This is a genomic window from Paenibacillus sp. J22R98 (assembly GCF_059383835.1).
Genome location: NZ_JBXENW010000001.1, coordinates 1,123,308 through 1,144,236, shown reverse-complemented (window position 1 = coordinate 1,144,236; position 20,929 = coordinate 1,123,308). Strand labels below are relative to the sequence as shown.

Here is a 20,929-nt window from a genome sequence, read left to right as displayed (position 1 = left end):
TACACGCAACGGCTTCTTGTTAACTACTTTATAAAGTTAATGCTATTATCCGGTCACACGACTCACAATTTTCAGAACAGAATCTCTTGTTAATTTACTGCCGCCAATAGCGATGAGGTTTACCGTAGCATGGGCTAATGCAAGAGGCACCTTGCAAAATTTCAACGCCGGACCATCTTTCAAGTCTGCGATATAAGAGTCGGCATCTTGTAAATTGCGGCGTGTATACTGCTGCATCTCCTTGAATCCCCATCCGGTAGGAAAGAAGTCAACGCCGCGTTTAATATCCTCCGTTCTATTTCGGAGAATATTTACGGCCTGCAATCCTCTTCCGAAAGCAACCGCCTTCGTTAAATCGGACTCAGTTCCGTCATGCCATAACCATAGTTCTGAAAGCATTTCTCCTACCATGCCAGCCACGCTATAAGTATAACGATCCAAATCTTCTTCCGTATGAATATGCCACCCGCTTTGAACCCACTCGGACATTTGTAAAGCCATCTTTGCGATGTAACGATTTACGATTGGGGCTCCCGTGGAAGGACAAAGGACTACCCACTCATCGAGTCGCATTGTAACTGCTGGTAATACCTCTCGAAACGGCGATAGTACTTGTTGAATGGCTTCAGTAATATGTGGCGATTGGAATGCATCATGTATCCCAACTAATAGTTCCACTTTCAATTTATCGGTAAGTTCATCATGATCCTCTATTTCATCTATTGCCCGCATACACAGATAGGCGGATGTAACAGCCTCCCTCAACCCTAAATCCAAGCGGCTGATCGGAATATAAAAGGTTCGACTCGTTTTTTTCAGCATGGCCATTGCATCAATCAAGAATTCGTTATTAATGGGTAATCCCTCCAAGCATTAGTATAGCTATTATATATCTGATAACATGCGATAATAGTCAATCTAGTAAACATACCATTTCCTCGAAAAATTGCAATATATTTATGCAGTGAAGTAAAACAAACATGCCGATTACCTCAAATAACAAAAAGAGAGCCGCAGCAACGGGCTGCGGATCTAAAGTGTATATTTTAAAAGGGGGTCATGTTTGATTATAGATATCCTACCTTAAACCGAGATGAAAATTGGATGTCAATCGTGTTACATTTTAAAATTCTCTCGTTCCTTTTTGTTCTTATGAGTTATAACCTTCACTCCAACCGCCACTCCAACTTTGCAATTGAAACCGCTCCTTCGTGCGGAATCCCTTTACCAGGCCAGCCGCACGTCGTGATATACCAAGATTCCGTATCCGCGTCGTACACAACCTCAGAGGCATGTCCAAACAACCTAGCAACGACCATGGGATTGTCAGGTTGACCATTGTAATCCCCGAAGTCATACGGGTTCGGGGAACGAAACACAAGGGTTTGATTGTACGTGTCATCACTGCAATCCGTATAGGTAATAAACAGATAATAGGAATCATGATATCTCACAACGAACGGAGACTCTGTTGCCCCCCAACCCGGCTTTAATGCTGCATCGCCGGAGGTTGTCAATGCATACTGCACAAATCTCCAGCTGATCAGATCGTTAGATACTAATACCGATATGCAGCCGTAACCCTCTTCGTCTATTCCTGTAACATACATAGCCCAAGTGTAATCGTTAATCTGGATGAGCATATGGTCGCGATGGCAAGAATCAATCGGAGTCCCGATTAGCTGCACCTCATGGTTGATCCAATGATCAAGATCCGGGGAGACTGCCATCTTGGTTGGAGCAGGTCCGTAATACATATAATATCGATTCTTATAGGCAATCGCGCCAGGCGCCCATGCCCGAGTTCCATGATCGATCGTCTTCATTTCGGAAGTAAAAGGTTGGTCTAGCTTGTTGCCCCAACCATGCGTAAAGTATCGTTCATGTTCTGGATTGATATGGGCTGTCGGTGCCGTTATTCCAATCACGTGCCATGCTCCATCACGAGCTCGAACCAGAGTATGATCATTCACATAACAACCCGTTTTTTCCGGTTTGAATAAGACCTTCCATTCACTCGTTATGACTGGTTTATACAGTTGCTGCGCCATTTCCTATCACTCCTGCTTATTCATTGGTAACCCTCCATTACGCTGGAACCATTTTAGCATGGAGCAGCAGCAATCGAAGTGTTGTTTTTGTACGCACAAGGTGGAGTTTTGTTTGATATTCTGCGATATTATAGAAGTAATCAGATTAAGACCGATTTCGAAAACGAGGTGTATCCCTTGCCGGATAAGCAAACCCGCTCAACGGAACAGCGCCACCATATCCGCATACCCCGTTCCGCCTTTTTCGCGGCGGTTGTCATCATCGGGCTGCTGCTTAGTCTCATCGCCGAGAAATTAAACGCAATCCCGAGTTGGATCATAATTCTCATCCTCTCTATGCTGCTGGTTCCGTTGACCGTCAGTGTGATGAGAGGTCATCATGGCTGGACACGGATTCTTGGACTTGGAATGGCTGGTGTAATAACACTGGGACTGGTTACCAGCTTGGTGTTTCTGCTATATGCCTTGTTCAATCATACGACTACCGCGGCTGATTTGTTCGGAAGCGCCGCTTTGCTATGGATATGCAACATTGGCGTATTCTCCGTCTGGTATTGGGAAATCGACCGCGGCGGTCCGTTAAAGAGGCATAGTGGAACAAGTGATCGTCCCGATTTTTTATTCCCGCAGATGACCTTTGAACTCACAGGATGGACGCCATGGATACCCATGTTCCTGGACTACTTATATCTTGCTTTTAACACGAACACCGCCTTCAGCCCGACGGATACGATGGTTTTGTCGAGAAGAGCAAAACTCCTTATGATGCTCCAATCCTGCATTTCGCTCGTGATTGTCGCTGTATTGGCAGCGCGGGCGATCAACATCGCTTAAGCTGTCCAGTTCGATGAAAAGAAAGGAACAGAAAAGAGCTTTGGCGGCATCGCCAAAGCTCTCCGTGTTATTGCATATTAATCCAAACGCTTTTGACTTCGGTATAATTGCGAAGCGCGTAATCGCCCATTTCGCGTCCGATGCCTGATTGTTTATACCCGCCAAACGGAGACGCTGCGTCAAACACGTTATAACAGTTGACCCACACCGTGCCTGCCCGAAGCCGGTTAGCAACGTAGTGCGCATTTTTGAGGTTCTCGGTCCATAGTCCGGCGGCAAGTCCGTATTCACTGTTATTGGCACTTTCGATTACATCATCGATGGATTCGAATGGAATCGCACATATAACCGGACCAAAGATCTCTTCGCGGGCAATGGTCATCGACTCGTCAACGGCAGCAAAGATCGTCGGTTTGACATAGTAGCCTGCATCAAAGCGATCCTCCCCACCGCAAACAAGCTCCGCACCTTCTACACGTCCTTGGCGAATATAGCCGAGGACCTTCTGCTGTTGCTCCAGCGACACAAGCGGACCCATTTCCGTGTCTGCGGAAATGCCGGGTCCCTGCTTGATTTTTGCCGCATAGGACGCCATGTCAGCAACCACATTGTCATAAGTTTTCTTCTGTACAAACACGCGGCTGCCTGCGCAGCACACCTGTCCTTGGTTAAACATTACGCCAGAAAGCGCGCCTGGAATGGCTCGGGAGAGATCGGCATCCGGCAAAATAATGTTCGGTGATTTACCGCCAAGCTCCAGAGTGACACGTTTGACACGGTCCGCCGCTTGACGCGCGATGAGTTTGCCGACCTCGGTAGATCCGGTGAAGGCGATTTTATTCACGTCAGGGTGATTAACCAGAGCCTGACCTGCCGTTTCGCCAAAGCCCGTCACAATGTTAACGACACCATCCGGAAAACCGGCCTCTTGAATAAGCCTTGCCAAATAAAGCGCAGAAAGCGGAGTTTGCTCTGCTGGCTTTAATACGACAGTGCAGCCTGCAGCAAGGGCTGGACCCAGTTTCCATGCCGCCATTAACAGCGGGAAATTCCACGGTATGATTTGTCCGACAACGCCGACAGGCTCATGGCGGGTATAGTTGAAATACTCGCCGGCAACAGGTATCGTTTGTCCGGTAATTTTGGTTGCCCATCCACCGTAATATCGGAAATGATCTATCGCAAGCGGAAGATCGGCTGCTCGCGTTTCGCGGATTGGTTTTCCGTTGTCTAGCGACTCGAGCTGCGCAATCTCTTCGCGGTTTGTTTCAATTAAATCGGCAAGCTTAAACAAGTAGCGACCGCGCTCAGAGGCGCTCATCGTACGCCAAGGACCGTTCTCAAAAGCTCTTCTTGCCGCAGCAACGGCGAGGTTGATATCCTCTTCTTTGCCTTCGTGCACCAGTGCAAGCGGTTCTCCGGTTGCCGGGTTGTAACTTACGAATGTTTGGCCTTCTACCGAAGGCACAAATTGACCATCAATGAATAGGAGCTGCGGCTGCTTGAGTCGATTTTCAATCGATTGGTTTACTTTAACTTCCTGTGTCATTAGTTGACATCCCTCCATTAAGAGCCTGTATTTTCACTACACTCACAAATATATGGGAGAATGTCCATTTTAATAACTGACATCTATCGTAAGCTTCTACAGCCTGCCGCAAAGCAAAAAGAGATGACACAAGTGTCATCTCTTTTTGTTCTTTGTACCCATTAGCCGAATTAGTACAACCGTCTTAATGCGTCAGGGGAAAATGGAAGCAGTTCATTGAACCGTTCGCCCCGAACCTTCTCCGACCAAGCAGGATCCACCAACAAGGCGCGTCCAATAGCAACGAGATCGAATTCGTTCTGCTCTAACCGGACCAGCAGCTCGTTGATGTCGGATGTTCCTGCGCTTTTGCCTCTGAAGGATCCCAGGAATTCATCATCAAGACCGACGGACCCTACAGTGATCGTAGGTTTGCCCGTTAACTCTTTCACCCATCCTGCGAAATTCAGGCTAGATCCCTCGAACTCGGGTTCCCAGAACCTGCGGGTCGAGCAGTGGAATATATCCACACCCGCTTCCACGAGAGGAGCGAGTAATTGACCGAGCAGTTCAGGCGTAGCAGCGAGTTTGGCCGTATATTCGGACGATTTCCACTGCGACAATCGAATGATGATCGGGAAGTCAGGACCTACTGCTCGGCGACAAGCTTCGATGATCTCGACGGCAAAACGAGTACGTGCTATTAAATCGCCACCGTATTTATCCGTGCGTTGATTCGTTTTCTCCCAGAGGAATTGATCGATCAGGTAACCATGGGCGCCGTGGAGTTCGATACCGTCGAAGCCGATCCGTTTCGCATCGGCGGCTGCTTGCGCGTAAGCTTGTACGACTTGATCGATTTCCGACTGCTTCATCGGTTCATTCACTTGTTCACCCTGTAGATTAAGTCCTGAAGGTCCGATCGATGGCACTTCCGGATGAGGAAGCGACCCGTTCTTACGGGTCATCCCGACATGCCAGAGCTGCGGTACGATCCGCCCTCCCGCTTCGTGCACTGCGTCAGCGACACGTTTCCAGCCTGCAAGCGCTTCTTCTCCGTGGAAGTTAGGGATATTGGGATTATCGGTTGCTGCCGGATGATTAATCAGCGTGCCTTCCGTAATAATCAAGCCAACGCCGTTTTCCGCGCGTCTACGGTAATAATCCACTACGTCTTGCCCAGGTACACCTCCAGGCGAGAAAGCACGCGTCATCGGAGCCATCACGATCCGGTTAGCTAAGCTCAGACTCCCTAGGGAAATAGGCCTGAACAAAACTTCTACGGAATGCGAGCTCGTTGCTTGATTGGTATTTTGATTTGTCATGGTTATTCCTCCACACCGCTTATTTTTCTATAAAGACTTCATTTTTAATATGCTTTTCCAAAACTTGATTGTTTTATAATTCGATTGTTATCGAACAATAGAAATATAGCATGGGGTGTGGTAGAATGCAATCACTACCTTTCGACAAGGAGGAAGCATCCTGAAGATACTATATCACCCGGACAAAGCCGATATTCATCTTTCGTCCGTCCTCTATGCGCTCAGTGATCCCGTCCGGTTATCCATTGTTGCGGAAATCAGCAGAATAGGAGAAAGCACTTGCGGCGGCATCGATGCCAACGTCGTGAAATCGACCTTGTCCCACCATGTTCGTACGATGCGCGAAGCAGGGGTCTTACAGGTTCGCGTGCAGGGAACGCAGCGTTACTTGTCCATTCGATCGGCTGATCTGGAAGATAGATTCCCCGGCTTGCTCAGTTCCATTCTAAATGCCTATGAAGGCTCCAACGACCCTATTTCCAACATCACCATAGACTAAATGTAAAACAGCGCCAGTACGGACATTCAAGTCCTATACTGACGCTGTTTCACTTATTTTTTACGGAGTTGTTCCGCCAAACCGATTAGAAGTCCTTCATGTCCACGAATGTAGCAGAGCCGATACGAGTCCCCGTACTGAACCACTTCGCCAACGAGTGAAGCACCATACTTAGTGAGTCTGGCTACCATTTCGTCAATGTTTTCAACGGTGAACATGACGCGTAGATAACCGAGGGTATTTACAGGAGCAGTTCGGTGATCTGATATCGTAAGTGGGGTGAGAAATCGCGAAAGTTCAATACGGCTGTGGCCATCTGGAGTAACCATCATAGCAATCTCTACACACTGTGAACCCAGCCCGGTTACGCGACCCGCCCATTCACCTTCGACAGTAGCCCGCCCTTCGAGCTTCAAGCCAATCTCCTCGAAGAAAGTGATTGCGTCATCAAGGGACTCTACAACGATGCCAACATTGTCCATTCTTAGTAATCTGTTTTCTGCCATAGTTTTATCTCCTTCCAAACGATTAAACATCTTGTCTCAGTTCATGACAGTGATATTATCCTAATCATAGAACATTAGTTCGTATATATCAATTCTCAACAACAAAGATTAATATAGGCCAAAAAATAAAAAGCCTGATTTCTCAAGCTTTTACTCCATGAACCTTCATGAAATTGAATAGAGTTTTATGAGAAGCGATACGTCCAAAACCGTTCCGTTCCGAAGCGTGCCTGGATTTCAACATCCGATAATTTCTTGTTGCCTAACAATTCGGCGGCTTGGAACTGGGACTTATGGGCTTGAATAGACGCCATCTTCTGCTTCAGGTACCTTTTAACGTCATTAATGATATCAGGTTTGCCGATTTCCTGTTCATGATTATTGGCGAATGCCATGCAGTGCACGGTCGGCCTACGCTCGGCGGGCATTCTGCCGATCGTACGGATTACCGCTGCCCCGCATGCATTGTGATCGGGGTGAACGCTCAACGTCGGATGGAAAGTAATGACCAACGAAGGATTCAGCTCTTTCATAAGCGCTTCGATGCTTCCGTCTAACATCGCTTTATCCTCGAATTCGATCATTTTATCATGAAATCCAAGCATTCTGACATCCCGGATGCCAATGGCACGGCAAGAAGCTTCCAGTTCCTGCTTGCGAATTGCGGGTAACGTGACTCGGTTAGCGAAAGGCGGTATACCCATGTTGCGGCCCATTTCTCCTAAAGTCAAACAAGCGTAAGTGACTTCCGACGATCCTTGATCGAGATGCATGGCGAGCGTCCCTGATACGCTGAATGCTTCGTCGTCCGGATGCGGAAGTATAACTAGGATGTGACGTTCCATAATTGTTCCAACCTCCCTTTCCCCTAGAATGGTTCGCGGCTCAATTGCAACGCCACAATCAGTTTTCCCGCAGCATCGTGCCCCGCAAGAATAAGCCTTTCGGAATCCGACTCTTCATAGTGGGTAAGCCCCTCGGAATAAACCCACCCTTGCTCCGTTTTAAAGCCGACACGATAAGGGCCGTCCCCGGAAATCGAGCCGTGCGTATAACGAATAACGGCGTTCGAAATAAAGGTCGCGGCCGGATGTTTCGTACGGTCCAGATGCGCAGCGTAAGCTCCCGTAGTCATCTCAAGATGGATATATAAATCCTCATTGATAAGGATATCGATAAATTGCTGGACTTTCGTTTTGTCGATGTGTTGCATCTTCTTTCCTCCTTCGTCCTCCGCTATTACTTCTTCATGCTTGCCGCGTATCAAAGCGTTTAAACGCGAATCATAGAAATGCCCCGTCGAACTTAATCCGAGGCAACGAGCTCGAGTCTGCGGGTTCCAGCCTGCGCCGGGAAGGAATCCTCTACTCCGCCGTTAATCCATACTCGCACTTTGACCTTAACCTTCAAATCGTCAAAGGTGATTGAACGCCCGGCGCTGTCTACCATCTCCGAATGATTGTGTACAGTAAGGGTCAAACGCTTCATGAAACACGCTTCCTTTCGTGGTCTTTACACCTTAAACGCACGAGCGGTACATTAGTTTCTCAACTCACCGATTAGGTTGATCTATGGCAACCTAAAAATCCCCTCCCGGCTACCGGAAGGGGATTTTATCTTAGGATGGTGGTTGGTTACCTTCGAAACAGGAATACTTGCATTACGTACCTTACAAGCTGCACATCCATGTAGGATGCCATTCGTTTATTTAGATCATGGTATTCCTCCAGTTTGTCTGAATGGCGTTTACTTCTTTCATCGATTTGCCTATCAAAGTGATGAAGCTCGTTCGCAAGCCGGGTTCTTGCAGCCTCCACTTCCTTCATTAAGGATTCCAATTCAGGTTGGTGAGCCTGCTTGATCACATTCAACCTTTCCTGAGCAGCGGTTATAAACGTTTGTTCCGCATCGGTTAATGTTGACTTCCGCTCCTTATACTTTAACGCTATCGCGGAAATTTCACTGCGAGGAAGGACTGAAGGAATTTTAGTGCGGTACCTGCGTTCGATTTTTCTTTTCCAGTCGATCAGCGCTTTCGCTTGAGCGCGGCTCATGACTACATGAACCGAACCGCCGTTTTGTAAAATCAAATAAGCCTTGTCGATTTGTTTGCGGCCATAGGACTGATTGATCGTAATGTCCATATAATCGGCCGGCGTACGAATGCCGCTCTTTCTTAAACGTCGTTTTGTCTCATCGTCGATATCCGGAATATGTTCCTGGCTAATCTTATGTTTGATTATTTGTTCTTCCAGCCAATTTTTTTGGAACGAGGCCAGTTTGCTGGAAAGCTCCGTTTTTTCCTCTTGGTCAATGGTACGTCTTTCGCCAACTAATCCGTTTAAACGATTATGAAGGTCCTTCTCCACCGCTTCTGATTCATGCCTTTCCCGATAAGCCGCTTCCTCGAACCTTTGTACGCAATCGTTTATCAATTCCTCTTCAATTTGACTAAAATTTTGCTTGATTGCGTTCAATTCGTTCATTTCGTTTCTCAAATCCGATAGGATAAGCTCCAGCCTCCTCCTATTCTTGGACGTGGCTCTCTTTTCCTGAACAACTGGAATCTTCCCATATCGCCAGCTTAAATAGACCATCTCCGTTCCAAAACCTATCATCGAACAGAAGACTGGCGCTGCGACCGGGGCGCTACTGTGCAAAGTTGCCGCGGCTAACGCTGTTGAAAGTAAGATCAGGTAGGAAACAAAACTCTCCTGCAAGGACAGATTCGTTAATCGTTGCATGCGAGGCGTCTCTTCCAACGTAATATGGTCCAGAACCCACGACGCTCCACCGGAATACGAAGTTTCTGTCGGCGATATAGCTTCAGCCTTCATCGGCTTCTGCTTAAAAAGCCGATCATACAAGACGGTTAGCGAAGTTATAAGGGCCATTTTTTTTGACAAGGCCGAGATATGGAGGCTTGAAGGATGCTTAGATCGCTCCTCCTCTGAATCGGGAACGGGGAGTCTAAGCACCTCCGGTACTTCCATTATCACGAATGCGCGTAAGGAGTTTGCTGACAATCGTACCTCTTCGTCTTCAATATGCGCCAGCAATTCGAATGCCCGTGATGTATCCGGACTTACAAAGTCCTTCCGTCGAAAAAGGAGGCTTTCCTCCGCCTCTCCAGCTTCAAGCGAATGCCATAATGAAGGATCGGCACAAACAGCTGCGATCGATATCCAAACTACCCAAGCCGAGAAGTGATCGATATAGGGGCCGAAATGCCTTTCATTCCTCCCCGGATGTTGATAGTTTCGATGACCGAGCTCATTGCTCGGCATGCCGTTTAAAGCGGGAACATACATCCCGTCGTAGTCGATCAGAATGATTTCATCCTTGTGGATCAATATATTTCCATGCTGAAAGTCACCATGCCCAATATTGGCCGAGAGCAGCTCGCGGGTCATTGTTATCCATTTATCCGAGAGCTGTTGCAACAGCTCGGAACGATGCAAATTCCGCCCTATGTAATCAAGCAGCGACTCTCCTTCCACCCACTGCATTTTCACGACCGGGAACCACTGACCGTTAATGTTGATGCCTTCGGATAGATATTCGAAAGGGACGAGATAAGGGAGTGGATTCGAGCGTAAATGCAAGCTGATGGCATCGTAACGGATCTTCTGATCTTTTACATTGTTGGTGAAGCACCTGACCGCCCACTCTCGCGCGCCACACTTCAGTTTGTACACGGTGGCGAAGCTTCCCGATATCGGACGGGGCAAACCGAGCTTATCCAATTCCGGGAGGCCTGCCTGCAGCTCCGGGTCCTTGAAGCAGATACGCGGATTTTGGATGGCTTCCCTATAATCCTGCGGGGTGGGCCAGAACATCGCCTCACTTCCCCTTAACCAGTTTTAGACGAAAGAATGTAACGTCATCGTTCTTAAGATAGAAATTGCCATCACGGTGAGGCCGCCGTCTTTGTTCATGTACGAGATGAATAAAGTCACGCTCGCCAGCCAGATTACCGATAAGCCTTATCACGCTGCGATCTTCCTTGTAACAAGTCAACAGCCAGCAGGCTAGGGCATCGGTCATCAACCAGAACTCGTCTCCTGCTTTGGCGTTGCCGTTCCAGCTGTGAACAAACGCTTTAAGCTGGACGTTGCTAGCCGCGTTACTCGAGATGAGAACAGGTCGGCGCCTAAAATCATCCGCAGAGCTTAAAGGAAATGAGGCGATCATCGTATCCCCTCGAACATGAAAAATGCAGCTGTCGCCGACTGCTATCGCGTCAAACACAGCAGACTCGGCATCTATCGCAAAACGGAATGTAATCCCCGCTAATGTGGAAAATGCCCCGCTGCTGAGCTTCTCTTGCGCATACCAGGGGAGACTTTTGCCACTGGTTTTTTTCTGCCAAGCTTTCGATAAAGGAGAGATTGACTTGTGAATCTGCATATCGCCGAATCTGCCAAAGCAATATCCGCTTGCGAGTAAATTCGCCCACAGTTCAGCATAGGAGGACTCGCTGGCCCCATCCGCTATGGCGAATCTACAGATTGTCGTCTCCTTGTGAACATGTGTGCTGCTATGGGAGGCATCTTCGTATTCATCGCTGCGATTCCCTGCCTTCTGCAATAAAAAACATTCGCTTTCGATTCGCATACCTGAAGCCCTACCGCAGATTGGCCGGACGCGTTCCGATATCAAGCGCCTGGATCACAAGAGTCAAATCCGCATTGAGCACAAACCCTCTCGCTCCGTCCGAGAGATTCAAGTCGTATTCCTGATTGGCAACTTGGATCATAAAAGGCGTTAGCGGACTTGACCCTTCATATAGCACTCTGGAATAAGCGTCAGGCAGCGAATCCGCGGTTTCCGGAAAACGAAGCTCCACCGCGCTCGGACTGTCGGAAATGTGCAGGTTAAATAACAGTACATTTCCATCATCCGTGGATAGTGCTCTTAGTTGTTCCATTTCAAGTGTCGGATCGCCGTCGGTCGATTCCCCATCCGTGATATGAATGACAACCGGCGGAAAACAGTGCGTGTACTCATTGATCCATTGTGTCAGAACGGTTTGAGCCGTTCTCACGGCCTCGCACATGGGCGTTCCTCCGTTTGCGATCGGCTCAAACCAGACCGGAAACTTGACGAGTTGATCAACCAGCCCTCCTGCCCCATCCGGCACTTTTTTCAGACGTTTATCCAGCTTTGACGGGTTATCGGCAATTTCGCTGATCGGTACCACTTCTTTTCCCGCTAAAACACCTCCGAACGCCGGACCGACACCGGCGCCATAGCCAATTACGCCAACATGATAGTAATCGCGTATCCCTTCCGACTTCGCGCACTTGATAACGAGATTTTGCAATAACCGGTTGATGGCGTCTGAAACGCTCTCGGCCTTGGTGCTTGCCCCGAACGGATCAGACATGGACCCGGACTGGTCGATAATAAACAAAATACACGATGGATTCGATCGGCTGATTTCAGCTGAATACATGCGCTCACCCCTCACAATAGGTACATGTTTATTCCTATTCAAACGGGGACAAAGTATTGACAATAAAAAAGAAGCGACTGATCTCCATGACCGCCATTTTCTTCAATTTGGAGACAGCGTCTTCTTTCATAAGCTTTGGCGCGCTGATTGCTTTTACATTCGTTAATCTGTCGGTGATTGTACACTATGCATGGAAAAGGAAAATGTATTCATCCGTAACCAGCTTCCTCGCCCATGTAGTTATTCCATCAATAGGAGCGATTTTCGTCTTTATTCTGTTGTTTAATCTGGAGCACATCTCCTTTATGCTTGGTTTAACCTGGGCATTTCAAGTGGGATAAGTTGAAATAATATCAAAAAAGCCGCGTTTTAGGCGGCTTTTCTTCACTTATAATATGAACTTGCAGACTCAGCCTATCCAAATAAAGCCTTCTCAAACTTCGACATATTTAGTAAATATACAACTGCAACAAAGAAGAGTATGGAACCGAGCGAAGGGCGAAAAGTGCCATCCGCCGTTAATAAGAGATCGCACACCATGAAGATCAACAGATTAACGATTATATACTTTCGTAATAATGCCATGTTATCCCTCGTAGTTGGTGATTTATCACTATTCTATTCAAGGTAAAATCGATTGTGCCGATGACGAGGAATCCTTTCAAAGACCGCCAAGCATGTAAAAAGGTGAACTCAAACGCTGCGTTTGAATTCACCTTTTTTAGGTTGCAAGGTTATATATAAGCACTGCCCTCTCTCAAGCTAAATGGCTTTGGGCAACGTCCGTTAATTCTTTATCATTCTGTGAACGGGAATGACTTGAACTTGCCATCCTCCATCGTTAGGTCCGGCAAAATGAACGGAACAACCATCCGGTATCCCGTTTTGTAGCGCAAGCTGTTGTAAAACATGTTCATATTGTTCTTGGGTAAACCCTGGGTTATCAACGACGACTGCAATTGCCATGTATAATTCCACCTTTGCTTCAATATAGGACATTTGTCCTAATTAAATCATGTTGTTTCGGTTTAAAAATATACCAAATTAATGTCCATAAGCACCATTTGTATAAATTAGTAAATATTTCCCAAACCGTATTATATTTCGACAGCTTTTTATTTCCAGAGCGGTTAAAATCATATCAAATTAATTTTACATAGCGCATAACGGGAGCGATGAGTCCACGATGAAGTTGGTTCGTCAGATGCTGAACGATTTAGAGCAAAAAAGGTTTGTCGGCCGGGATAGAGAACTTGGCGTCATGCGGCAGGAATTGAGCGACAGCACCGACGACTGGTGTTTCATTCATATTTGCGGCCCTGGAGGAATCGGCAAAAGCGCTTTGCTGCGTGCCTTCCAATGGACGGTAAGAGAAGGTCTCGTCTTCTATATTGATGGCCGTTCTTTTGATCGCCCGGCACATTTCGCGGAAACCGTTCGAATTAAGCTCGCTAAAGCCGGATTCCCCGTGGAGCAAGCAACGAACGGGCCGCCAGGGGAATCGGAAGCCGAGCTGCTCAACCAAATCGCGCAGAAATGCGGCGGAATCGTCTTGCTCCTCGATAGCATGGAACGCTGGGGAGACGCCCAAGAGTGGCTTTGGGACAAGTGGTTGCCTCTCCTGAACGTGCGCGTCAAAGTTTGCTCGGCCGGCAGACAGCCGCTTGATGAAGGGACGCTGTCCGCATCCGAGTGGAGCGGCATGTTTCGAAACATACGATTATCGCCGCTAAACCGCAAAGAAATGGAACGTTATTTAATCGCTTGCGACATCACCGACCCGGAACTTCGATATGCGATCGAACAGTTCTCGGGCGGCATTCCTCTGGCACTCTCGCTGGCATGCGAAACGGTCTTGAAGCACGGAGCTGCTTGGTTTCTGGGCGGAGGACAAACCCAAGCAATTATCGCATCGATGGATCGCGCCTTATTCCGGGACGTAGATCCCCAGCAATTCAAACGGTTGCTCGCGGCCGCATCGATTCCATGGCGGTTCGACCAAGACTTGCTTCAGTGGATTCTAGGCGAAGCAATTACGCAAGAACAGTTCAATGACTTTTGCAATATGCCTTATATCAAGCTGTTCTCGCAAGGCGGCTATTGTATTCTGGATGCCGTTCGCAAATGGATCAACGCCGAGCTGGAGCATCGCGCCCCCGAGACGCATGCCGTATACAAGCAGCGGGCTCTGACCGCAATTGAACGGCGATGGATGAATACGCCTGCACGAGATGAAGAACGCAAAATGCTGCTGCGGCTTGAGAAAGCATTTCTAATGTCCGACGAATTCATGAGGAGCTTTTATTTTGCCAGCGACAGGGCGGGGTTCAAAATTCGTGCCGCAAGTGAAGAACACGTTCCGCTGCTCCGGGAATGGGTTCAGCAGTTTTTTCTCGCGTTCCCTCCGTTTTTAAGCGATGATACCTTGCAGCATACCTTCCTAGACGCCGTTTGGGAAGCAGAACCATCCTCTTTTCAAGTTGTTTTCCATGAAAATGAAGTCGCAGGCGTATACACCTTTATGCCGCTCAACGAGAAAACGCGTCTTATATTTGCGCAAAACCCCGTTTACGTCACATTCATTCAGGGAACGGCGCTGCAAGATAACGATTATTTGATTTGGATGCTTGGCGTGAGACGCGAATACGAGCCTGAGCTAAGCTCGGTCATTGTACAGGAGCATTTCTCTCACGGAATTACGGGCAAGCGGGTATCCATACTCATTCCGATTGAAGGACCGGTGGAGTCGCTTTGCCGGCTCGGTTTCGAACGGATGCCTTGGGCTGATTACGTCTCTGCGGGAGGGCTTCATTGGAAAGCGGCGCGAATTGACCTAAGAAACGATGATTTCTTTCAACGGATCCCGACTCCCGGCTTCGTAAAGTCGATCCCACCCTCGAAAGACGCTCGGTTTCAACTCGTCAAGCAAACGCTTGAACATTTCCACTCGCTGGCTCGGGAAGCCTCGCTTCTGGATGCGATCAGCAGTTTACTGCCAGGAGCTCTGTTCAAAAACCGGAACGAATCGGCCGCTGCCAGCATTTCGCAGCAAATCACGGATATTCTTGAACGCTTAGCCGGCGGAAAAAATCAGGAACGCATGCAGGCGCGGATCTTGCAGTTATTTTACATCGAAGAAATTGGATCCCACGAGGCAGTCGCCGCTAGACTCGGTCTTCCAACGACTACCTATTACCGCTATTTGAAAAAAGGGATCGGTCTGCTTTCCGACGTTCTGCTAGGTTAGTTAGATTCTACAACCACTGTCGCTTGCATTGTCGGATGCACGGAACAGTAGTACAAATACGTGCCCGCATCCTTGAACGTGTAACGCCAAGAGCCTGAAGCAGGAATACTCTTGCTGTCGAAGTGATTATCCAAATCAGTGACCGTATGCGCTTGTTTATCCCTATTCACCCATATCACGGTCGTTCCCGGCTTCACATGAAGCTCTTTAACGGAAAAGCCTGATGCGCTGATCGTGACGGTCATGCCATCCTCTTCATGCGACATATGATCCTCGGCCGGGGGAATCGGCAACGCGGAAGGCATTTCCGGAACAGGGTCCGCAACCGTCGGCGCTGCTACCGTTAGCGTTGAAGGGGAAGGCGGTAATTGGGGCAGCTTCAGAACCCATTCACCATCGCCTGAAACGAGGAGCTTGGCTCCCATGAACTTCTCGGCTAAGCTGAGCGGAACGAATGTCGTTCCTTTCGATAGTACGACCGGGGCGGTTAATACCGCCTTTTTACCGTTATAGACCGTTTCCTTACTGCCGGCTGTCAGCTTAAGTTCGTTCGCCTTCAGCGTCAGAACGTACGAGCCTGTTTGCGCGTCTTTTCGCATACCGAAACGAGCTGCGTCCTGTAACAGCCTTATCGGCACGTAAAGTTGCTTATCCTGAAGGAAAGGTGCCGCAGCAAGAGGCATGCTATTGCCATCGATGAGCGCAGCTTTTTTCCCGTTTGTCAATGTAACGGAAACGTTCGGCAATGCCGGGGAGCTCATCATCATCGTATGCATGCCGCCCGGATACTCGCCGTCATTCGTATTGTCTTTAATATTGTGGCTATGGATCGGAAAATGTCCGGTTTGGCTTAGCTGGACAAGAATATCGTACCTTTCCCCCGGAGCGATCTCAATCGTATCTTTCGTAAGAGGCGCGGGAAGCGGCCTGCCATCCGAAGCGATCACTTTAAAGTGCTCGCCGTGCATATGGATGGAATGCGTATCGTAACCGGAATTGATGAGCCGGATCAGAATGGTATCCCCTACGCGCCCTTCCACCATGGACGTTGGATCGTTTTCCGTGTCGGGATATGATTTGCCGTTGATCGTCCAATAGCGCGGATGGTAGTCCGTTCTATCATACGTTTCCCCCTTCTCGACGGCTTCGTGCCATTCCGGGTCGATCTCATTGAGCAGGAACACGTAATCCTTGTCATAGCGGGGACCACCTGTCCAAGCTTCCGGAATGCCGCCTTTCGCCCGAACGACGAAAGCTCCATGCATCCCCATCTGCAAGTGCTCAATCGTATCCACATGGCAATGATAGAAATAAGTGCCTGCATGCGTTGCTGCGAAGCGATACGTGTAGCTTTCGCCGGGCAAGATAGCGTGCGACGTATGGGGAACGCCGTCATTCGCCTGGTCGGTGTCCAGTCCGTGAAAATGGATCGTATGGGCAAGCTTCTTGACCCGTTGATTGGATGGACCGATGTTCGTCAGCGTCACTTCGACATGATCGCCTTCGTTCACCGTAAGCGTCGGAGAAGGCAGCGTCGCTGTTCCGGGTTCGTTCTTCAAACTGTAGCCCCAAATGTACAGCTTCTTGCCATCCGCCAGCTTAATTTCTCCATCGGTTGCATAGAGATGGAAGCGTTTGACCTGCACGTTCTCGGTCAATGCCGGTGCTGCGGTCTGATTCGCTCCCTCCGCTGCTCCCGCGGCGGGCTCCGGTCTTGCGAGCCACAATGCCAAAGCGCTAAGGAGCAGCGCTGCCGACAACAGCAGCGCTTGCTCCCGAACGTTCTTCACAAGGAATGGCATTCTCATTTCGTTCGAACAGACAACAGCTTCGCTGTCGGATCCCAAGTATAGGTTTTGCCAAGCAGCTGCGCCACGGAGTCCACGGCGACGTAGGTAACGCCTTTTGTCACATATGGAGCCGAATCGGCTGTAGCAGCAAGCTTCTTGCCTCCGATCATAATCGTTTTGCCGGAAACCTGATACGAGGCTCCAAGCGCTTTTGCAACGCTGGAAAGCGGTGCAAAGACGTGTCCGTTCTTCACTAGAGCCGTCGTGACGAGCGCTTTGTCATTCACCGTTAATTTAACAGCGCCTTTCGGAGCGACGACGATTTTGCCGGAGTAGCCCCATAACACATCCGTCACCGTGTAAGTGCCAGGCTTCGTGAAGGTGAGCTTGAAGCTCGGTTGACCGAAACCCGGAGCATTCGGCATCAATACGCCGGCAGACGCGAAACCGGTGCCGTCATATACCGGGCCATGCGGTGTCACAACGTCGGGATTAACGCCTTTCTCGGTAAATACCTGCATTCCTTTCGGCGCATTCACGACAGCCGTATGTGCTTCACCGGGCGCCCCGGCCAGGAATTCGATTGTATCCCCCGCATTAATGTATACTTCGCCCGGTAAGTAAGCGTTGACCATGACTTGCGAATTGCCAAAGCCTGCGAACACTTTATACGTCAGCGTTGCATCCTTGTTCTTGTCGTAATTCACTTTGCCGTAGAAGGTTTTCCAATCCGCGGCAACTTTCGATTGATCGTCAAGCAGCGCATTGTTCATTGCAGCCTGTTCTGCCTTGGTCGGAATGAGGCCGCCCTTCGGAACGACGACGACCGTCCCTTTCATCACCGGGTGAATCAAGCAATAATAGGCATAAGCGCCTGCTTTCGTGAACGTAATGGAATACGATTCCATCGGATGGAATTCAGGCGAGAATAGCATGGTATCCCCTGCCCAAGCAGAACCGCTTGCAGGCGAAAATTTCGTAATATCGAAATCATCAGCCGGAGGCGGGTTGCCAATCAAGAAGCCGAGTAAGTGCGGTGCAGCCATGTCGTGGTTCGTAAATTTTACCGTATCCCCTTCATGAATGTAGATAACGCCTGGCTGCATGGAAAACATTTCCGTATCCGACGACATCATTTTACCTACGGATACGTCCCAAGTTTGCGGCGCACTGTCGCCCTCCGCGAAAGCGCTTGTTACCCCCGTCAACGCCAGTATTGTGACGAGAAGCATAATACGAATGAATTTCATCCTCGTTCCTCCCCAATCATAAGTTCGATCCTTTCAAATCTTAGCCGTTAATCGCTTCCATGTTCACTACCACTTCACTGCCATTTTTGTGTTCCCGGACTTTTTAGACCCCGAGGAAACGAAAAAGGAGCCGTGCGCTAACACGGCTCCCCCTACAGATTACCCGATAAAGCAAATGAGTGATCCAAACTAATCTCTGTTCAGTTTAACAGCGTTGCTGTCTCTGGCCTCGAAATAGTCGATCACGACATCACGAAACTCCAGAGCAGCCGGCGAGATATAGCGGCTCTTGTGCCACAGTAAGGCGATTTCCCTCACCACTTCGTGCGTCTCTACTTGAAGATATTTGATTTGTGCTCGTTCATTCCTAGCCGTGCTTGGGATGAAAGCAATGCCGATTTCGGCTTCCACCAGATTGACCAGCCTTGCGGGTTCATCCCCCTCGTACACATAATGAGGTGCAAATCCAACCGTTCTGCATACGGCATCCATTAAATCCCGCGTACCGAAGCCGACCTTTACCCCGACAAACCATTCATCCTTCAGTTCAATCAAAGATACGCTGCTTCGACCCGCAAGCCGATGCCCAATCGAAACGGCGACAAGGATGGGATCGATGAACACGATTTGACATTCGATGTCATCCCGTTCGACAGGAGGCGAAGACAAACAATAGTCTACCTCCCCTCTTTCCAGAAGCATAATCATCTCCTGTGTGGTCAGCATTTGCACATGGAATTGAATATTGGGCCGCTTTTTCCGAAATTCTCGCAGAATGCTCGGTAACACGCTTGCGCTGGTTACCCCTAATTCAAGTGTGCCATGATCGGGACTGGATAAATCGCTAAGCTCCAGCTTTCCCTGTTCCAATTCGAACAAAGCTCTTTCAGCACGTCGAAGAAATCTTCTTCCGAACTCGTTCAATTGCAGTCTCCTGCCTATTCGATCAAACAGCGAAACTCCTAGGTCTTCCTCCAGGCGTTGAATGGTTTTGCTTAACGAGGATTGCGTAACGTGCAGCGTCCGTGCAGCTTCGGTCACATGCTCAGCTCGAGCTACCGCGAGAAAATAGTGCAGTTGAAGAAGTTCCACAATCGCACACTCCATTTCATTCCTTCTAGTCAATGAGATTATAGCATGCAATGCGTTGGAATAAATAATCGAAATCAAGTACGATGACAGTAAGATTTGATAGAAAGGAATGAACATCATGAATCGTAAATTCATTGTTTATGTAGTTGCGTTTGCTGCCTTTCTTGGGCCGTTCACGCAAACGATTTACACCCCGGTATTGCCTGAGGTTGCCAGTCAACTCCACTCCACCTCATTCGTCGTAAACTTGACGATTTCAGTGTTCACCTTATTTCTTGCCATCATGCAGATGATTTATGGTCCGCTCACGGATTCGAAGGGGCGCCGTAAAGTCCTTCTCTTCGGAATAACACTGTATGTTATCGCGTCGGTCGGGTGTTATTTCTCCGGAAACATAGAGCTGCTTATCGTCTTCCGAGCGTTGCAGGCTATCGGAATCGCTGCGGGATCAGTCGTTGCCGTAACGGTGATCAGCGATTTGTTCGATGGCAAAGAACGCGGCCAAGCGATGGGAACCTTTCAAATGTTGGTTTCGTTAGGACCTGTACTCGGACCGGTCATCGGCGGCTTTCTTAGCGGGATATTCAACTTCCATTCCGTGTTTCTCGCTCTTGCGGCAACAGGCATGCTTGTGCTGATTATCAACTATCTCTATTTGAAGGAAACGAAGCCGGACAACGTCGAAGCAGGCCGCTTTCAACCGCGAGATTTTGCAGCCATTCTTCAGAATCGGATCGGATCGTCCATTATATATCTTGGGTTTATCCAGTACTATGTGTTTTACGATTTTCTAGTCTTTCTGCCAAGCATCTTAAGTGACCGTTATGGATTGACTGCTGAGCAGAAGGGATTAGTCTTTCTGCCGATGTCGCTTGGAATCGTGGTTGGCAGTTATATAGGCGGTAAGCTCCAAGCACGGACAGATGGAGAAAGGCTGCTCATTCTGACGACTTATATAAATGTCATATCGGTGTTGTTCTTCCTCATCTTCTATTCGGTTTCTTTAGCTTGGTTGCTAGCCGGAATCATCTTCTTCGGGTTATCACTCGGGATCTCGCTTCCTGTGCAGACGACGCTATTGACAGGCGCTTTCTCGACAAACCGTGCGACTGCCGTCGGTGCCTATAACTTTTTCCGATATATGGGCATGGCTTGCAGTCCGATCGTAGGCAGCCCACTCTACCATATCGGTGGTTATTACTTGTTATTTGGTTTTATCATTATCGTATTTCTGGCTTATGCCTTGCTGTTGTCGCGACGTATACTTGGCGCACAATCACATCGTCCGTCCCTTGAAAAGGGATGAAATCGAAAAAACAAAAAACGTCCTACCTGAGGACGTTTTTTTG

20 protein-coding genes are annotated in these 20,929 nt (G+C 48.7%); 5 read left to right on the top strand and 15 right to left on the bottom strand.

Going from position 1 to position 20,929, the window contains the following annotated elements:
- Window positions 1-45: 45 nt before the first annotated feature.
- Window positions 46-828, bottom strand: a complete 783-nt coding sequence (locus AC50Y3_RS05335; RefSeq protein ID WP_494817687.1) for a squalene/phytoene synthase family protein — start codon at window positions 826-828, stop codon at window positions 46-48.
- Between the two features lie 338 nt (window positions 829-1,166).
- The gene (locus tag AC50Y3_RS05330; protein ID WP_494817686.1) at window positions 1,167-2,051 is read right to left on the bottom strand and encodes a glycoside hydrolase family protein; all 885 of its coding nucleotides are present in this window, start codon (window positions 2,049-2,051) and stop codon (window positions 1,167-1,169) included.
- Window positions 2,052-2,219: 168 nt separating this feature from the next.
- Here AC50Y3_RS05330 and AC50Y3_RS05325 point away from each other — a divergent pair, with 168 nt between their 5' ends.
- Window positions 2,220-2,885 carry a DUF1345 domain-containing protein gene (locus tag AC50Y3_RS05325; protein WP_494817808.1) on the top strand — a complete coding sequence of 222 codons (666 nt, stop codon included), beginning with the start codon at window positions 2,220-2,222 and terminating at the stop codon, window positions 2,883-2,885.
- A 67-nt stretch (window positions 2,886-2,952) separates the two neighbouring features.
- On the opposite strand, the gene AC50Y3_RS05320 is transcribed toward AC50Y3_RS05325, so the two are convergent.
- Both AC50Y3_RS05320 and AC50Y3_RS05315 read right to left on the bottom strand, forming a co-directional pair.
- Window positions 2,953-4,434 carry an aldehyde dehydrogenase family protein gene (locus tag AC50Y3_RS05320; protein WP_494817685.1) on the bottom strand — a complete coding sequence of 494 codons (1,482 nt, stop codon included), beginning with the start codon at window positions 4,432-4,434 and terminating at the stop codon, window positions 2,953-2,955.
- A 170-nt stretch (window positions 4,435-4,604) separates the two neighbouring features.
- Window positions 4,605-5,738, bottom strand: a complete 1,134-nt coding sequence (locus tag AC50Y3_RS05315; protein WP_494817684.1) for an NADH:flavin oxidoreductase — start codon at window positions 5,736-5,738, stop codon at window positions 4,605-4,607.
- 130 nt (window positions 5,739-5,868) lie between these two features.
- Here AC50Y3_RS05315 and AC50Y3_RS05310 point away from each other — a divergent pair, with 130 nt between their 5' ends.
- The gene (locus AC50Y3_RS05310; RefSeq protein ID WP_494817807.1) at window positions 5,869-6,237 is read left to right on the top strand and encodes an ArsR/SmtB family transcription factor; all 369 of its coding nucleotides are present in this window, start codon (window positions 5,869-5,871) and stop codon (window positions 6,235-6,237) included.
- 53 nt (window positions 6,238-6,290) lie between these two features.
- Here AC50Y3_RS05310 and AC50Y3_RS05305 read toward each other — a convergent pair whose 3' ends face one another.
- The 7 genes from AC50Y3_RS05305 to AC50Y3_RS05275 all read right to left on the bottom strand — a co-directional run bounded on the left by AC50Y3_RS05305 (window position 6,291) and on the right by AC50Y3_RS05275 (window position 12,201).
- Window positions 6,291-6,743 carry a VOC family protein gene (locus tag AC50Y3_RS05305; protein WP_494817683.1) on the bottom strand — a complete coding sequence of 151 codons (453 nt, stop codon included), beginning with the start codon at window positions 6,741-6,743 and terminating at the stop codon, window positions 6,291-6,293.
- 185 nt (window positions 6,744-6,928) lie between these two features.
- Complete coding sequence (gene bshB2, locus AC50Y3_RS05300) at window positions 6,929-7,588, bottom strand: bacillithiol biosynthesis deacetylase BshB2 (protein ID WP_494817682.1); 660 nt, start codon at window positions 7,586-7,588, stop codon at window positions 6,929-6,931.
- Window positions 7,589-7,611: 23 nt separating this feature from the next.
- Window positions 7,612-7,956 (bottom strand): YojF family protein, encoded by a 345-nt coding sequence (locus AC50Y3_RS05295; RefSeq protein ID WP_494817681.1) that lies wholly within the window; start codon window positions 7,954-7,956, stop codon window positions 7,612-7,614.
- Between the two features lie 92 nt (window positions 7,957-8,048).
- Window positions 8,049-8,231, bottom strand: coding sequence for a DUF3221 domain-containing protein (locus AC50Y3_RS05290; RefSeq protein WP_494817680.1), 183 nt, complete (start codon window positions 8,229-8,231; stop codon window positions 8,049-8,051).
- 146 nt (window positions 8,232-8,377) lie between these two features.
- A complete protein-coding gene (locus AC50Y3_RS05285) occupies window positions 8,378-10,582 on the bottom strand; it encodes a hypothetical protein (RefSeq protein ID WP_494817679.1) in 2,205 nt (734 codons plus the stop codon).
- A gap of 4 nt (window positions 10,583-10,586) precedes the next feature.
- The gene (locus AC50Y3_RS05280) at window positions 10,587-11,360 is read right to left on the bottom strand and encodes a hypothetical protein (RefSeq protein WP_494817678.1); all 774 of its coding nucleotides are present in this window, start codon (window positions 11,358-11,360) and stop codon (window positions 10,587-10,589) included.
- A 10-nt stretch (window positions 11,361-11,370) separates the two neighbouring features.
- Complete coding sequence (locus AC50Y3_RS05275) at window positions 11,371-12,201, bottom strand: vWA domain-containing protein (protein WP_494817677.1); 831 nt, start codon at window positions 12,199-12,201, stop codon at window positions 11,371-11,373.
- A gap of 56 nt (window positions 12,202-12,257) precedes the next feature.
- Between AC50Y3_RS05275 and AC50Y3_RS05270 the strand changes: the two genes are divergently transcribed.
- Window positions 12,258-12,542 carry a hypothetical protein gene (locus AC50Y3_RS05270; RefSeq protein WP_494817676.1) on the top strand — a complete coding sequence of 95 codons (285 nt, stop codon included), beginning with the start codon at window positions 12,258-12,260 and terminating at the stop codon, window positions 12,540-12,542.
- 445 nt (window positions 12,543-12,987) lie between these two features.
- Here AC50Y3_RS05270 and AC50Y3_RS05265 read toward each other — a convergent pair whose 3' ends face one another.
- Window positions 12,988-13,167, bottom strand: a complete 180-nt coding sequence (locus tag AC50Y3_RS05265; RefSeq protein ID WP_494817675.1) for a hypothetical protein — start codon at window positions 13,165-13,167, stop codon at window positions 12,988-12,990.
- A gap of 220 nt (window positions 13,168-13,387) precedes the next feature.
- Between AC50Y3_RS05265 and AC50Y3_RS05260 the strand changes: the two genes are divergently transcribed.
- Entirely contained in the window at window positions 13,388-15,448 is a 2,061-nt protein-coding gene (locus AC50Y3_RS05260) for an ATP-binding protein (protein WP_494817674.1), read from the top strand.
- Here the strand turns inward: AC50Y3_RS05260 and AC50Y3_RS05255 are convergent.
- The 3 genes from AC50Y3_RS05255 to AC50Y3_RS05245 all read right to left on the bottom strand — a co-directional run bounded on the left by AC50Y3_RS05255 (window position 15,445) and on the right by AC50Y3_RS05245 (window position 19,580).
- On the bottom strand, window positions 15,445-17,238 hold the full coding sequence (locus tag AC50Y3_RS05255; protein ID WP_494817673.1) for a multicopper oxidase domain-containing protein: 1,794 nt from the start codon (window positions 17,236-17,238) through the stop codon (window positions 15,445-15,447). The genes AC50Y3_RS05260 and AC50Y3_RS05255 overlap by 4 nt on opposite strands.
- A gap of 14 nt (window positions 17,239-17,252) precedes the next feature.
- On the bottom strand, window positions 17,253-18,488 hold the full coding sequence (locus AC50Y3_RS05250) for a plastocyanin/azurin family copper-binding protein (protein ID WP_494817672.1): 1,236 nt from the start codon (window positions 18,486-18,488) through the stop codon (window positions 17,253-17,255).
- 189 nt (window positions 18,489-18,677) lie between these two features.
- Complete coding sequence (locus tag AC50Y3_RS05245) at window positions 18,678-19,580, bottom strand: LysR family transcriptional regulator (RefSeq protein ID WP_494817671.1); 903 nt, start codon at window positions 19,578-19,580, stop codon at window positions 18,678-18,680.
- Window positions 19,581-19,698: 118 nt separating this feature from the next.
- Here AC50Y3_RS05245 and AC50Y3_RS05240 point away from each other — a divergent pair, with 118 nt between their 5' ends.
- Entirely contained in the window at window positions 19,699-20,886 is a 1,188-nt protein-coding gene (locus AC50Y3_RS05240; protein WP_494817670.1) for an MFS transporter, read from the top strand.
- The last annotated feature ends 43 nt before the right edge of the window (window positions 20,887-20,929 follow it).

Bases quoted from the DNA above. Each gene is read 5' to 3' on its own strand.
- AC50Y3_RS05335 (WP_494817687.1), bottom strand. From the start codon at position 828: ATGGCCATGCTGAAAAAAACGAGTCGAACCTTTTATATTCCGATCAGC.
- AC50Y3_RS05330 (WP_494817686.1), bottom strand. From the start codon at position 2,051: ATGGCGCAGCAACTGTATAAACCAGTCATAACGAGTGAATGGAAGGTC.
- AC50Y3_RS05320 (WP_494817685.1), bottom strand. From the start codon at position 4,434: ATGACACAGGAAGTTAAAGTAAACCAATCGATTGAAAATCGACTCAAG.
- AC50Y3_RS05315 (WP_494817684.1), bottom strand. From the start codon at position 5,738: ATGACAAATCAAAATACCAATCAAGCAACGAGCTCGCATTCCGTAGAA.
- AC50Y3_RS05305 (WP_494817683.1), bottom strand. From the start codon at position 6,743: ATGGCAGAAAACAGATTACTAAGAATGGACAATGTTGGCATCGTTGTA.
- bshB2 (WP_494817682.1), bottom strand. From the start codon at position 7,588: ATGGAACGTCACATCCTAGTTATACTTCCGCATCCGGACGACGAAGCA.
- AC50Y3_RS05295 (WP_494817681.1), bottom strand. From the start codon at position 7,956: ATGCAACACATCGACAAAACGAAAGTCCAGCAATTTATCGATATCCTT.
- AC50Y3_RS05290 (WP_494817680.1), bottom strand. From the start codon at position 8,231: ATGAAGCGTTTGACCCTTACTGTACACAATCATTCGGAGATGGTAGAC.
- AC50Y3_RS05285 (WP_494817679.1), bottom strand. From the start codon at position 10,582: ATGTTCTGGCCCACCCCGCAGGATTATAGGGAAGCCATCCAAAATCCG.
- AC50Y3_RS05280 (WP_494817678.1), bottom strand. From the start codon at position 11,360: ATGCGAATCGAAAGCGAATGTTTTTTATTGCAGAAGGCAGGGAATCGC.
- AC50Y3_RS05275 (WP_494817677.1), bottom strand. From the start codon at position 12,201: ATGTATTCAGCTGAAATCAGCCGATCGAATCCATCGTGTATTTTGTTT.
- AC50Y3_RS05265 (WP_494817675.1), bottom strand. From the start codon at position 13,167: ATGGCAATTGCAGTCGTCGTTGATAACCCAGGGTTTACCCAAGAACAA.
- AC50Y3_RS05260 (WP_494817674.1), top strand. From the start codon at position 13,388: ATGAAGTTGGTTCGTCAGATGCTGAACGATTTAGAGCAAAAAAGGTTT.
- AC50Y3_RS05250 (WP_494817672.1), bottom strand. From the start codon at position 18,488: ATGAAATTCATTCGTATTATGCTTCTCGTCACAATACTGGCGTTGACG.
- AC50Y3_RS05240 (WP_494817670.1), top strand. From the start codon at position 19,699: ATGAATCGTAAATTCATTGTTTATGTAGTTGCGTTTGCTGCCTTTCTT.